Annotated in this window: 10 protein-coding genes; 9 read left to right on the forward strand and 1 reads right to left on the reverse strand. The window is 71.3% G+C overall.

The genetic code is table 11. From position 1 onward, the window contains the following. Positions 1 to 52 precede the first annotated feature (52 nt). Positions 53 to 2,773: a pyruvate dehydrogenase (acetyl-transferring), homodimeric type gene (gene aceE, locus E7Z53_RS00510; protein WP_176337213.1), complete on the forward strand. Its 2,721-nt coding sequence runs from the start codon at positions 53 to 55 to the stop codon at positions 2,771 to 2,773. A gap of 74 nt (positions 2,774 to 2,847) precedes the next feature. Here aceE and E7Z53_RS00515 read toward each other — a convergent pair whose 3' ends face one another. Further along, complete coding sequence (locus E7Z53_RS00515; RefSeq protein WP_095651231.1) at positions 2,848 to 3,621, reverse strand: IclR family transcriptional regulator; 774 nt, start codon at positions 3,619 to 3,621, stop codon at positions 2,848 to 2,850. Positions 3,622 to 3,804: 183 nt separating this feature from the next. Between E7Z53_RS00515 and E7Z53_RS00520 the strand changes: the two genes are divergently transcribed. From E7Z53_RS00520 to E7Z53_RS00555, 8 genes are all read left to right on the forward strand, one after another. Next, on the forward strand, positions 3,805 to 5,220 hold the full coding sequence (locus E7Z53_RS00520; protein ID WP_176336909.1) for an NAD-dependent malic enzyme: 1,416 nt from the start codon (positions 3,805 to 3,807) through the stop codon (positions 5,218 to 5,220). A 91-nt stretch (positions 5,221 to 5,311) separates the two neighbouring features. Then, entirely contained in the window at positions 5,312 to 6,940 is a 1,629-nt protein-coding gene (gene aceB / locus E7Z53_RS00525; protein ID WP_176336910.1) for a malate synthase A, read from the forward strand. Continuing rightward, entirely contained in the window at positions 6,937 to 8,283 is a 1,347-nt protein-coding gene (locus E7Z53_RS00530) for a DUF6986 family protein (RefSeq protein WP_095651233.1), read from the forward strand. The genes aceB and E7Z53_RS00530 overlap by 4 nt, the downstream gene beginning before the upstream one ends. Beyond that, entirely contained in the window at positions 8,280 to 9,101 is an 822-nt protein-coding gene (locus E7Z53_RS00535; RefSeq protein ID WP_176336911.1) for a bifunctional allantoicase/(S)-ureidoglycine aminohydrolase, read from the forward strand. The genes E7Z53_RS00530 and E7Z53_RS00535 overlap by 4 nt, the downstream gene beginning before the upstream one ends. Before the next feature lie 232 nt (positions 9,102 to 9,333). Next, positions 9,334 to 10,140, forward strand: coding sequence for a hydroxypyruvate isomerase family protein (locus E7Z53_RS00540; protein WP_035923312.1), 807 nt, complete (start codon positions 9,334 to 9,336; stop codon positions 10,138 to 10,140). A gap of 75 nt (positions 10,141 to 10,215) precedes the next feature. Continuing rightward, entirely contained in the window at positions 10,216 to 11,100 is an 885-nt protein-coding gene (locus tag E7Z53_RS00545; protein WP_017834767.1) for a 2-hydroxy-3-oxopropionate reductase, read from the forward strand. A 59-nt stretch (positions 11,101 to 11,159) separates the two neighbouring features. Further along, positions 11,160 to 12,935 (forward strand): glyoxylate carboligase, encoded by a 1,776-nt coding sequence (gene gcl / locus E7Z53_RS00550; protein ID WP_176336912.1) that lies wholly within the window; start codon positions 11,160 to 11,162, stop codon positions 12,933 to 12,935. Between the two features lie 32 nt (positions 12,936 to 12,967). After that, positions 12,968 to 14,134, forward strand: a complete 1,167-nt coding sequence (locus tag E7Z53_RS00555) for a glycerate kinase (RefSeq protein WP_136340982.1) — start codon at positions 12,968 to 12,970, stop codon at positions 14,132 to 14,134. Positions 14,135 to 14,193: the final 59 nt, after the last annotated feature.

A 14,193-nucleotide genomic window follows, 5' to 3' on the forward strand; every position in this document is an offset into this window, starting at 1 on the left:
GGCTTTCTCCACCCATGACCCCTGAGAAAGAGTTGACGTGACCCCTGAGCACATGGTTGAACACCGCCACCGGCCGACTCCCGAGGCCCCGGACAGCACATCGGCCGCAGCCGCGCAGTGGCTGGGTTCGTTCGAGGACCTCATCGAGAAGCAGGTGCGGGAGCGGACGCAGTACCTCCTGCAGTCGTCGGCACCACGACCCGGGTCCGCAGGCCCGGCCGCGCCGACGGTCACCACGGACTACGTGAACACGATCCCCGTGGACCAGGAGCCGGAGTTCCCGGGCGACGAGGAGATCGAGCGCACCTACCGCCGCTGGCTGCGCTGGAACGCCGCCGTGATGGTGCACCGGGCCCAGCGCCCCGAGATCGGCGTGGGCGGTCACATCTCCACCTACGCCGGCGCGGCCACCCTCTACGAGGTCGGCTTCAACCACTTCTTCCGCGGCCCCGACCATCCCGGCGGCGGGGACCAGGTCTTCTTCCAGGGTCACGCCTCCCCGGGCATGTACGCCCGGGCGTTCCTGGAGGGCCGGCTCACCGAGGAGCAGCTGGACGGGTTCCGGCAGGAGAAGTCCAAGGGCAGCGACGGCATCCCGTCCTACCCGCACCCCCGCTCCATGCCCGACTTCTGGCAGTTCCCGACCGTGTCCATGGGCATCGGGCCGATGAACGCGATCTACCAGGCGCAGTTCAACCGCTACCTGCACCACCGCGGGATCAAGGACACCTCCGAGCAGCAGGTCTGGGCGTTCCTGGGCGACGGTGAGATGGACGAGCCGGAGTCGCGCGGCCTGCTGCAGCTGGCCGCCAACGACAAGCTCGACAACCTCACGTTCGTCGTCAACTGCAACCTGCAGCGCCTGGACGGGCCGGTGCGCGGCAACGGCAAGATCGTCCAGGAGCTCGAGGCCTTCTTCCGCGGCGCCGGCTGGAACGTGGTCAAGGTGCTGTGGGGCCGCGAGTGGGACGAGCTGCTCGCCAAGGACGAGGACGGCGAGCTCGTCCGGATCATGAACGAGACCCTCGACGGGGACTACCAGACCTTCAAGGCGGAGTCCGGCGGATTCGTCCGCGACCACTTCTTCGGCAAGTCCCCGGCCACCAAGGAGCTCGTCGCGGACATGACCGACGACGAGATCTGGGCCCTCAAGCGCGGCGGCCACGACTATCGGAAGGTCTATGCCGCCTACCGGGCGGCCACCGAGTTCCGGGGCAAGCCCACGGTGGTGCTCGCGATGACGGTGAAGGGCTACGGCCTGGGCGCCTCTTTCGAGGCGCGCAACGCGACCCACCAGATGAAGAAGCTGACCCTGGAGGACCTCAAGGCCTTCCGCGACCTTTTGCGCATCCCGGTCACCGACGAGCAGATCGACAACGACCTCTACGGCGTCCCGTACTACCACCCCGGACCCGACGCCCCGGAGATCCGCTACCTTCTCGAGCGGCGCAAGGAGCTGGGCGGAGGCCTGCCCGTGCGCCGGGCCCAGCACGCCCCCGTGGTGCTGCCCGGCGACGACGCCTACCGGTCCGGCAAGAAGGGATCGGGCAAGCAGATGGCGGCCACCACCATGGCCTTCGTGCGCGTCCTGCGGGATCTCATGCGGAGCAAGGACTTCGGCCACCGGATCGTGCCCATCGTCCCCGACGAGGCCCGGACCTTCGGCATGGACTCGTTCTTCCCCACGGCGAAGATCTACAACCCCAGCGGGCAGAACTACCTCTCCGTTGACCGCGAGCTGATGCTCGCCTACAAGGAGTCCCCACAGGGCGTCCTGCTCCACCCGGGGATCAACGAGGCCGGCGCCGTCGCGGCCTTCACCGCCGCCGGCACCTCCTACGCCACCCACGGCGAGCCCATGGTGCCGTTCTACATCTTCTACTCGATGTTCGGCTTCCAGCGCACCGGCGACTCCTTCTGGGCCGCCGCCGACCAGATGACCCGCGGGTTCATCATCGGGGCCACCGCCGGGCGCACCACGCTCACCGGCGAGGGCCTCCAGCACGCCGACGGCCACTCCCCCGTGCTCGCCGGCACGAACCCGGCCGTGCGCAGCTACGACCCGGCCTACGGCTACGAGATCGCCCACATCGTCCGGCACGGCCTCGAGCAGATGTACGGCCCGGACTCGGCGGACCCGAACGTCATGTACTACGTGACGGTCTACAACGAGCCCTACCAGCAGCCGGCCGAGCCGGAGGACGTCGACGTCGAGGGCATCGTGCGCGGCATCCACCGGGTCGCCGGCTCCGCGCACCCCGGCCCGAAGGTGCAGCTGCTCGGCTCGGGCGTGTCGGTGCCGTGGGCCCTGCAGGCCCAGCAGGTGCTGGCCGAGGAGTGGGGGGTCTCCGCCGACGTGTGGTCGGTGACCTCCTGGAACGAGCTGCGCCGCGACGGCCTGGCCGCCGAGCAGGAGGCGTTCCGCAACCCGGCAGCACCGCGCCGGGTGCCCTTCGTGACCCAGCAGCTCGCAGGGGCGGAGGGGCCCGTCATCGCCTCCACGGACTTCGTCTCGGAGCTGCCGGACCGGATCCGGCAGTACCTGCCGAACGACTTCGCCACCCTGGGTGCCGACGACTTCGGCTTCTCGGACACCCGCGCCGCGGCTCGGCGCTGGTTCGGGATCGACGTGCACTCCATCGTGGTGCGGGCGCTGCAGATGCTCGCCGACCGGGGGGAGGTGGACGACGGGGCCCCGGCCCGGGCGTTCGAGCGCTACCGCCTGGACGACGTCACCGCCGGCACCACCGGCAACGCCGGCGGCGACGCCTGATCCCGCACCCGCCTCCGACAGCGAAGCCCGCCGGCCCCTCGGGGGCCGGCGGGCGTCGTCGTCGCGCCCGGGAGTCAGGCCGTGACGGGCATCAGCTCGGCGGCGATCGCCTCGGCCGCCCGGCGCAGCACGGGCACGGCCCGGCGGCCGAACTCCTCGTCCACCCGGGACACCGGTCCGGAGACGGAGATCGCCGTGGGGGTCGGCGCCCCGGGCACCGCCATCGCGAAGCAGCGCACGCCGAGCTCGGTCTCCTCGTCGTCGATCGCGTAGCCGCGCTCCCGGATCCGGTCGAGGTCCGCGAACAGCTCCTCGAGGGTCCCGATGCTCTTGGGCGTGGGCGTGGCCATGCCCGCCGCGCCCACGATGGCACGGACCCGTTCGTCCGGCAGGGTGGCGAGCATGGCCTTGCCCACACCGGTGTCGTGGGTGTCGGCCCGGCGGCCCACCTCCGTGAACATGCGCATGGACCGGTTGGACTGGGCCTGGGCGATGTAGACGACCTCATGGCCGTCGAGCACGGCCATGTTCGCCGACTCGCCGAGCTCGGCCACCAGCTCGTCCAGACGCGAACGGGCCGCCGAACCGAACTGCCGCCCGGCGGCCTCCCCCAGCAGGATCAGCCGCGGCCCCAGCGCGTAGTTGCGGTTGGGGAGCTGACGGACGTAGCCGGAGGGCACCAGCGTGCGCAGCAACCGGTGGATGGTGGGCAGCGGAAGCTTCACAGCGGCGGAGAGCTCGCTGAGCGACATCTCCCCACCGGCCGCGGTGATCACCTCGAGGAGCTCGAAAACGCGTTCCACCGATTGCACCCCGCCCGAACCGGCTCGTGTGGTCGTCGTGGTCATGGCCATCTCCCGTCGGTACAGCCCGGCCGCCTCGTGCGCCGGGCGAGATCTCGGTGGCCGGATCCGTGACAGGTGTCACGAAAGATCCTTGCCAACCTCGGCTGGCTCCCATAATATCCATAATACGAAAGTTTCATTCCACGATGCGACTGAAATGGTCGCACCACAGCCCCTGGAGGAACCATGGCCACGCCCAGTCCCGGATACTCGATGATCCTGCGTATGGAGGCCCCGGCAGGCCTCACCGTCACCAGCGAGCTCGCCGCCGCCGCCGCTCGGGCCGGCGCGGCCGTGACCGCCCTCGACATCGTGGAGTCCCACGCAGACCACGTCGTCGTCGACGTCAGCTGCAACGTCTCCGACGCTTCCCACCGCGACGAGGTGCGCGACTCCCTCGAGGCGCTCGACGGCGTCCAGGTGCGCAAGATCAGCGACCGCACGTTCCTGATCCACCTCGGCGGCAAGATCGAGGTCACCCCCCGCGTCTCGCTGCGCAACCGTGACGACCTCTCCCGCGCCTACACCCCCGGCGTGGCCCGGGTCTGCATGGCCATCCACGACAACCCCGAGGACGCCCGGCGGCTGACGATCAAGCGCAACACGGTGGCCGTGGTCACCGACGGCACCGCGGTGCTCGGCCTGGGCGACATCGGCCCGGCCGCCGCCCTGCCGGTCATGGAGGGCAAGGCCGCCCTGTTCAAGGCGTTCGCCGGCGTGGACGCGTGGCCGGTCTGCCTCGACACGACGGACACCGACGAGATCGTGCGCATCGTCAAGGCCATGGCGCCTGTCTACGGCGGGATCAACCTCGAGGACATCGCGGCCCCGCGCTGCTTCGAGATCGAGGCCCGGCTCCGCGAGGAGCTCGACATCCCGGTCTTCCACGACGACCAGCACGGCACCGCGATCGTGGCCCTGGCCGCGCTGTTCAACGCCCTGCGCGTGGTGGACAAGCAGATCGGCGACATCAAGGTCGTGGTCTCCGGGGTGGGCGCCGCAGGGCACGCCATCATCCAGCTCCTCAAGGCCCAGGGAGTGCAGGACATCATCGCCTGCTCCCGCAAGGGCGCGATCCACCGCGGGGAGAGCTACGACGACCCGCACCGGCAGTGGATCGCCGAGAACACCAACGAGACCGGGTTCTCCGGCTCGCTCAAGGAGGCCGTGGTGGGCAGCGACGTCTTCATCGGCGTCTCCGCCCCCGACCTGCTCGACGGGGCCGACGTGGCCGCCATGAACGACCGCGCGATCGTCTTCGCCATGGCCAACCCCGACCCCGAGATCGATCCCGGCGTCGCCGCGGAGCACGCCGCGGTGGTCGCGACCGGCCGCTCGGACTTCCCGAACCAGATCAACAACGTCCTGGCCTTCCCGGGCCTGTTCCGCGGCCTGCTCGACGCCGGGGCATCCGACATCACCACCGACATGCTGGTCGCCGCCGCGCAGGCCATCGCCGACTGCGTGGCCGAGGACGAGCTCAACGCGAGCTACATCGTCCCCAGTGTCTTCGACCAGCACGTGGCGCCGGCCGTGGCCGAGGCCGTGCAGCAGGCGGCCCAGCAGGACACCCGTCAGCTCGCACCGGTGGCGGCCCGCTAGCAGCGCGGCACCGAGTCCGCACCACCGGGCGTCGCCGCCCGGCACCACGGGCGGCGACGCCCACCGAACCCAGCACCGAACGGAGACCACCATGGCCATCGAGTTCACCACCCCCGCCGGCCTGGACCGCGCGAGCGAGATCCTCACCGCCGAGGCCCTCTCCTTCGTGGAGGCCCTGCACCACAACTTCGCCGACCGCCGCGCCGAGCTGCTCGGCGCCCGGGAGCAGAACCGCCGCCGGGCCGCCGAGACCGGCACCCTGGACTTCCTGCCGGAGACCCGGGAGATCCGCGAGGGGGACTGGACGGTCGCCCCGGCGCCGCCGGCCCTGCAGGACCGCCGGGTCGAGATGACCGGGCCCGCCTCGCCGGCCAAGATGGCGATCAACGCGCTGAACTCCGGGGCCAAGGTGTGGCTCGCCGATCTCGAGGACGCCTCGAGCCCCACCTGGCACAACCAGGTGGACGGCGTCCTCAACCTGCGCGACGCCGCCCGGGGCACCCTGAGCTTCACGTCCCCGGAGGGCAAGCAGTACGCCCTGCGCCAGGACGCCCCGCTCGCCGTGGTCGTCACCCGGCCCCGCGGCTGGCACCTGCCGGAGCACAACGTCACGGTGGACGGGCAGCCGGCCTCCGGCGCGCTCGTGGACTTCGGCCTGCACTTCTTCCACACCGCGAAGCTCCTGCTGACCAACGGGCACGGACCGTACTACTACCTGCCGAAGCTGGAGTCCCACCTCGAGGCCCGGCTGTGGAACGACGTGTTCACGTTCGCCGAGGAGCACCTGGGCATCGAGCACGGCACCGTCCGGGCGACCGTGCTCATCGAGACGATCCCCGCGGCGTTCCAGATGGACGAGATCCTCTGGGAGCTGCGCGAGCACGCCTCGGGGCTCAACGCGGGACGCTGGGACTACCTGTTCAGCATCATCAAGTACTTCCGGGACGCCGGCGAGAAGTTCGTCCTGGCGGACCGCTCCACCATCACCATGACGGCCCCGCTGATGCGGGCCTACACCGAGCTGCTCGTGCGGACCTGTCACCGCCGCGGGGCCTTCGCGATGGGCGGCATGGCCGCGGTCATCCCCAACCGCCGGGACCAGGAGGCCACCGAGGCCGCGTTCGCCAAGGTGCGCGCGGACAAGACCCGCGAGGCCGACGACGGCTTCGACGGCTCCTGGGTGGCCCACCCGGACCTGGTGCCCACCTGCCGCGAGGTCTTCGACGGGGTCCTCGGCGAGAGGCCCAACCAGGTGGACCGGCTGCGCGAGGACGTGCGGGTGAGCGCCGAGCAGCTGCTCGACGTCGCCAGCGCCGGGCGGGTGAGCACCCAGAAGGAGCTCGCGGCCAACCTCTACGTGGCGATCCGCTACACCGCCGTGTGGCTCTCCGGCAACGGGGCCGTGGCCATCCACAACCTCATGGAGGACGCCGCGACCGCCGAGATCTCCCGCTCGCAGATCTGGCAGCAGATCCGCAACGGCGTGGTCTACGAGGACACCGGGAACACCGCGACCCGCGAGCTCGTGGCCGAGGAGCTCCAGCGGCAGAAGGAGGTCCTGCGCGAGGAGGTCGACCCGCAGTCCTACGAGGCGCACTTCGAGCCGGCGGCCGCCCTGATCGCCGATCTGGTGCTGGGCGAGGACTACGTCGACTTCCTCACCCTGCCCGCCTACGAGCTGCTCGAGCAGTCCGACCGCGACCGGGTGGCCACGAAGTGAGCGCCGGCGACCTGGACACCGGGACGCTGGGCACGGCCTTCCGGCAGCGCGCTGCGGAGCGGCTCGCCGGCACCGACGCGCTGCTCCAGCGGTCCTACCCGGGGGACCCCGGTACACGCCAGCCCGTGCACACCGTCTACCTCCCCGCCGACAGCTTCACCCCGGAGACCGCCCGGCAGTGGGGGGAGCGCGCCGCCCGGTCCGTGGCCGGGCTCGGTGCGGCCTCCCTCGCGGAGCAGGTGGCCCCCGAGGGTGCCGCCCCGGGTCTGGTCGACCGGGTGGCGCGAGCGGTCGAGCACAAGCTCGCCACCGAGCCCATCGAGGACGTCCGTCTGGACTTCGAGGACGGTTTCGGCGACCGCGGGGACCAGGAGGAGGACGAGTGGGCCGTGCGCGCGGCGCGCACCGTGGCCCTGGCCGTCCGGGAGGGCACCGCGCCGCCGTACATCGGGATCCGCTTCAAGTGCTTCGAGGCCGCCACCCGGGACCGCGGCCTGCGCACGCTCGACCTGTTCGTCACCACCCTGGTGCGCGAGGGCGGGCTGCGGGAGGCCGGGCACAGCGAGGACGGCCTCCCCCGCGGCCTCGTCCTCACCCTGCCCAAGGTGAGCACCACGGAGCAGGTCGACGTCATGGTCGAGGCCTGCGAACAGCTCGAGGCGGGCCTCGGACTGCCGGCCGGGCGGCTGCGGTTCGAGGTGCAGATGGAGACGGCCCCGATGATCCTGGGGACCGACGGCACCTGCCCCATCCCGGCGATGCTCCACCGGACGGACGGACGGGTCGAGGCCCTGCACTACGGGACCTACGACTATTCCGACTCCCTGCAGATCGCCGCCCAGTACCAGTCCATGGAGCACCCGGCCGCCGACCACGCCAAGGCCGTCATGCAGGTCGCCGTGGCCGGCACCGGGGTGCGGCTGTCCGACGGCTCCACGAACATCCTGCCCACCGGGAGCGACCGGCAGAAGCTGGCCGCCTGGCGGCTGCACGCCCGTCTGGTGCGCCGCTCCCTGGAGCGGGGCTACTACCAGGGATGGGACCTGCACGCGCACCAGCTGCCCACCCGCTACCTGGCCACGTACTTCTTCTACCGCGAGGGCTTCCCCGCGGCGGCGCTGCGGCTGAAGAACTACGTGCACGGCATCGAGTCGGAGATCATGGACGAACCGGCCACCGCCCGGGCCCTGGCCCGCTTCGTCCACCGCGGCGTGCTGTGCGGCGCGATCTCCGGGGAGGAGCTCGAGGAGAGCGCCGGCATCGGCGAGCACGAGCTCTTCTCCCTGGCCCACCCCAAGGCCGCGGCACCGGCCGCATCGACCACCGGAGGCGACTTCAGATGACCGAGACCACCTACCACGCGCCGCACGGCGGCCACCCCGACCAGACCCAGCTGCTCACGGACCGGGCGATGTTCACGGAGGCCTACGCGGTGCTCCCGCGCGGGACCATGCGGGACATCGTGACCAGCCGGCTCCCGTTCTGGGAGGACACCCGGGTCTGGGTGCTCGCCCGGCCCCTGTCCGGCTTCGCGGAGACCTTCTCGCAGTACATCGTGGAGGTCGGCCCCGGCGGCGGCAGCGACCGGCCCGAGACGGAGGCCGGTGTGGAGGGCGTGCTCTTCCTCATGGAGGGGGCGCTCGTCCTGACCGTCGACGGGGAGGAGCACGAGCTCGTCCCCGGCGGCTATGCCTTCCTCCCGCCGGAGTGCGAGTGGACCGTGCGCAACCGCGGCGGCGAGCCCGCCCGCCTGCACTGGATCCGCAAGGCCTACGAGTACGTGCAGGGCATCGAGGTGCCGGAGCCGTTCGTCACCAACGAGCAGGAGGTCGAGCCGACGGCCATGCCGGGGACCGACGGCAAGTGGGCGACCACGCGCTTCGTGGACCCGGACGACGTCCGGTACGACATGCACGTGACGATCGTGACCTTCGAGCCGGGGGCGGTGATCCCCTTCGCCGAGACCCACGTCATGGAGCACGGGCTCTACGTCCTCGAGGGCAAGGCCGTCTACCGGCTCAACCAGGACTGGGTCGAGGTCGAGGCCGGCGACTTCATGTGGCTGCGGGCGTTCTGCCCCCAGGCCTGCTACGCGGGCGGCCCCGGCCGGTTCCGGTACCTCCTCTACAAGGACGTCAACCGGCAGATGAAGCTGCGCTGACCGGACGGCGATCCCGTCCCCACCGACCGGACCCCGTGCCGCCCTGACACCGCGGCGGCACGGGGTCCTTCCATGCCATCGGACCACACCAGATAGTTTTCACATCCCGAAATAATTCTTCCAATCAGGGATTGACCTGCGTCACAGGGGACCGTACGCTGTTTCACAAGACAGAAGTTGACTTCCACATCCCGAAATACGTGGCGGTCCCGTCCGAACCAGGAGGATCCAGATGTCCTACACCGTGAACTGCTCCATCCTTCTCACCGACCTGCCCCTGCTCGAGCGCCCCGCGGCCGCCAAGGCCGCCGGCTTCGACGCGGTCGAGTTCTGGTGGCCCTTCGCGGAGTCCGTGCCCGCGGACCGCGACGTCGACGCCTTCGTGGACGCGATCCGGGACGCGGGGGTGCAGCTGAGCGGGCTGAACTTCAACGCAGGCGACATGCCGGGCGGAGACCGGGGCCTCGTGTCCTGGAAGGGCCGCTGCGGGGAGTTCAAGGAGAACATCGCCGTGGTCGCCGCCATCGGCGAGCGCACCGGCTGCAAGGCCTTCAACGCGCTCTACGGCAACCGCCGGCCCGAGCACACGCCGGAGGCCCAGGACGAGCTGGCGGTGCGCAATCTCGTGGCCGCCGCCGAGGGCGTGGCGCGCATCGGCGGGACCGTGCTGCTGGAGCCGGTCTCCGGCACCGAGGCCTATCCCCTGAAGACCGCCCAGGACGCCCTCGACGTCATCGCGAAGGTCCGGGCCGCCGGTGCCGACAACATCAGGCTGCTCGCCGACTTCTACCACCTGTCGGTCAACGGTGACGACGTCTCCGCGGTCATCGAGAAGCACGCCGCTGACTTCGGCCACATCCAGATCGCCGACGCCCCAGGGCGCAACGAGCCCGGCACCGGCGAGCTCCCGCTCCAGCAGTGGATCGAGCGCAGCCGGGAGCTCGGCTACTCGGGCTACGTGGGCCTCGAGTACAAGGCGTCGCAGCAGGATCCCTTCGCCTGGACCGCCGCGTGGTCCGCGGCCCGCGCCGGCGCCTGACGCCGCTCCTCCCCGCACCTGCCACCACGGCCCGTCGCACGCACCGCACGGGCTCCCACAGTGAGGAATCCCACCATGACCAACGTCACCGTCATCGGACTCGGCATCATGGGCCTGCCCATGGCCAAGAACCTCGTCACGGCCGGCTACGACGTCGTCGGCTTCAACCGTTCGCAGGACAAGATCGACCAGCTCGTCGAGGCCGGCGGCAAGGGCGCGTCCAGCGTGGCCGAGTCCGTCGCGAACGCCGACGTCGTGATCACGATGGTCCCGGACTCCCCGGACGTCGAGGGCGTCGTGACCGGCGAGGACGGCGTCTTCGCCCACGCCGCGCAGGGCACCGTCTGGATCGACGCCAGCTCCATCCGCCCGGACGTGGCCGCGCGTCTGTCCCGGGAGGCCGTCGAGCACGGACTGCGCCCGCTGGACGCCCCGGTCTCCGGCGGGGAGCAGGGCGCCATCGACGCCGTGCTCTCGATCATGGTCGGCGGCGAGGCCGCGGACTTCGAGGCCGCCCGCCCGGTGCTCGAGGCCGTCGGGAAGACGATCGTGCACGTGGGCCCCGCCGGCTCCGGGCAGACCGTCAAGGCGGCCAACCAGCTGATCGTGGCCGGCAACATCCAGCTGCTCGCGGAGGCCGTCGTCTTCCTCGAGGCCTACGGCGTGGACACGGACGCCGCGCTGAAGGTCCTCGGGGGCGGCCTGGCCGGTTCCAAGGTCCTGGACCAGAAGGGCCAGAAGATGCTGGACCGCAACTTCGACCCGGGCTTCCGGCTCCAGCTGCACCACAAGGACATGGGCATCGTGACCTCCGCCGCCCGGGAGGCCGGCGTGGCCGTGCCGCTCGGCGCGATCGTCGCCCAGCTCGTGGCCGCCACCGTCAACAAGGGCGACGGCGGACTCGACCACTCGGGTCTCTTCAAGCTCGTCGAGGAGCTCTCCGGCCGCTCGGGCCGCTGACCTTCCCCACCCCACCGCTTCCCGACCCGATCCCGGGTCCTGCTTCCAAGGAGTTCATCATGGCCAGAATGCGCACGGTCGACGCCGTCGTCGCCATCCTCGAGAAGGAGGGCGCCACCGAGGCCTTCGGCCTGCCCGGCGCCGCCATCAACCCGTTCTACTCGGCGATGCGCGCCCACGGCGGCATCCGGCACACCCTCGCCCGGCACGTCGAGGGCGCCTCGCACATGGCCGACGGCTACACCCGGGCCGCCCCCGGCAACATCGGGATCTGCGTGGGGACGTCCGGGCCTGCGGGCACCGACATGATCACCGGCCTCTACGCCGCGTGGGCGGACTCCGTCCCGATCCTGTGCATCACCGGCCAGGCCCCCGTGGCCAAGCTGCACAAGGAGGACTTCCAGGCCGTGGACATCTCCTCGATCGCCGCGCCGGTCACCAAGATGGCCATGACAGTGCTGGAGCCCGGCCAGGTGCCGGGGGCGTTTCAGAAGGCCTTCTACCTCATGCGCTCGGGCCGGCCCGGTCCGGTGCTGCTGGATCTCCCCCTGGACGTCCAGCTCGCCGAGATCGAGTTCGACATCGACGTCTACGAGCCCCTGGCCGTCCACCGCCCCGCAGCGACCCGCGCGCAGGCCGAGAAGGTCCTGGACATGCTCTCCTCCGCGCAGCGTCCGCTCATCGTGGCCGGCGGCGGCATCATCAACGCCGATGCCTCGGCGCAGCTGGTCGAGCTCGCCGAACTGCTGGACGTGCCCGTGATCCCGACCCTCATGGGCTGGGGCGCCATCCCGGACGACCACCCGCTGATGGCCGGGATGGTCGGACTGCAGACCTCCCACCGCTACGGCAACGCGACGTTCCTCGAGTCCGACTTCGTGCTCGGCATCGGCAACCGGTGGGCCAACCGCCACACCGGCGGCCTGGACACCTACACCCGGGGCCGCACGTTCGTGCACATCGACATCGAGCCCACCCAGATCGGACGCGTCTTCTCCCCCGACCTCGGCATCGTCTCCGACGCCGGCGCGGCCCTGGAGATCCTCATCGAGGTCGCCCGGGAGCGGAAGGAGCGGTTCTCCGTGCCGGACTGGTCCGGGTGGGTCAAGGACTGCGCCCAGCGCAAGGGCTCGATGCAGCGCAAGACGCACTTCACGCAGGTCCCGGTCAAGCCGCAGCGCGTCTACGAGGAGATGAACACCGCCTTCGGCACGGACGTCACCTACGTCTCCACGATCGGGCTCTCCCAGATCGCCGGCGGCCAGTTCCTGCACGTGCACGGCCCCCGCCAGTGGATCAACGCCGGCCAGGCCGGCCCGCTGGGCTGGACCGGGCCCGCCGCCCTCGGCGTCGTCCGGGGCAAGCCCGAAGCCACCGTCGTCGCGCTCTCCGGGGACTACGACTTCCAGTTCATGATCGAGGAGCTGGCCGTCGGGGCGCAGTTCAACCTGCCCTATCTCCACGTGGTGGTGAACAACTCGTACCTGGGCCTCATCCGCCAGTCCCAGCGCGGGTTCAAGATGGAGCAGAACGTCTCCCTGGCGTTCGAGAACATCAACTCCCCGGAGACCCAGGGCTACGGCGTGGACCACCTCAAGGTCGTCGAGGGCCTGGGCTGCAAGGCCCTGCGCGTGACCGATCCCGAGAAGCTGCAGGAGGCCTTCGGCCAGGCGCGGGTCCTCCTGGAGAAGCACCAGGTCCCCGTGGTGGTGGAGGTCATACTGGAGAAGGTCACCAACATCTCCATGGGGACCGAGATCGACAACGTGGTCGAGTTCGAGGAGCTCGCCGTCAGCGGCGTGGACGCCCCGACGGCGATCGCCCTGCTCGACTGATCCCCGTCCGCACAGAACAGGAGGCACGCCCCGTGCGCATCGTCGTCGCCCCGGACAAGTTCAAGGGTTCGCTGGAAGCCACCGACGTGGTGGAGCACCTCGCGGCGGGCATCCGGTCCGTGGAGCCGTCCGCCACGGTCGTGGCCGTCCCGGTGGCCGACGGCGGCGAGGGCACCCTCGACGCCGCCGTCGGTGCCGGATTCGTCGCCTGCTCCACCACCGTGACCGGTCCCGCCGGGAACCCCGTCGCGGCAGGGTTCGCCCTGCTCGACCGGACCGCGGTGGTGGAGATGGCCCTGGCCTCGGGACTGGCCGCGCTCCCCGTGGACGAGGACGGCGCACCCGTGCTCGACGCCGGGGGCGCCACCAGCCGCGGCACCGGGGAACTGGTCCGCGCCGCCCTCGATGCCGGAGCCACCCGGATCGTCCTGGGGGTGGGCGGCAGCGCCTGCACCGACGGCGGTGCGGGGCTGCTCCAGGGCCTCGGCGCTCGCCTGCTGGACGACGAGGGCGCCGAGCTGGGCCGCGGAGGCGCCGAGCTCGCCCGGCTGGCCCGGGTGGACCTCACCGGGCTGGATCCCCGGGTGCGGGACGCACAGTTCGTCCTGGCCGCGGACGTCGACAACCCCCTCACGGGGACCAACGGTGCGGCGGCCGTGTTCGGCCCGCAGAAGGGCGCCGACCCGGATCTCGTCGCATCCCTCGATGCCGCGCTGACGGTCTTCCGGGACCGGCTGGCGGACGCCCTGGGCCCGGCCGCCCTGACGGCGGCCGGGGCCCCCGGCGCCGGAGCCGCCGGCGGCGTGGGCTACGCAGCCCTCGCCGTGCTCGGGGCCCAGCGCCGCCCCGGCATCGACGTGGTCCTGGAGTTCGTGGGGCTCGCCGACCGGATGGTGGGCACCGACCTGGTCGTCACCGGGGAGGGCAGCCTCGACGAGCAGTCGCTCGGCGGGAAGACCCCCATGGGGGTCGCCACCACCGCGCACGCCGCCGGCGTCCCGGTGGTGGCCGTGTGCGGCCGCACCACCCTCGACGAGGAGACCCGCAGGGCTGCCGGTTTCGTGCGCACCTATGCCCTCACCGAGCTCGAGCCGGACCCGCGGGTCAGCATGCGCGAGGCCGGCAGGCTGCTCGAGCAGGTGGGCGCCCGGCTCGCCCTCGAGCTCCCCGCTTTGCTCACGGGGACCCGACCCAACTGATCGATCCGGCGGCCCGCGCGGACGCCGAAGACGAGGAGGAGCTCCGAATGACGGAGAAG

The sequence above is a fragment of the Kocuria salina genome, assembly GCF_013368965.1.
Lineage (GTDB): Bacteria > Actinomycetota > Actinomycetes > Actinomycetales > Micrococcaceae > Kocuria > Kocuria rosea.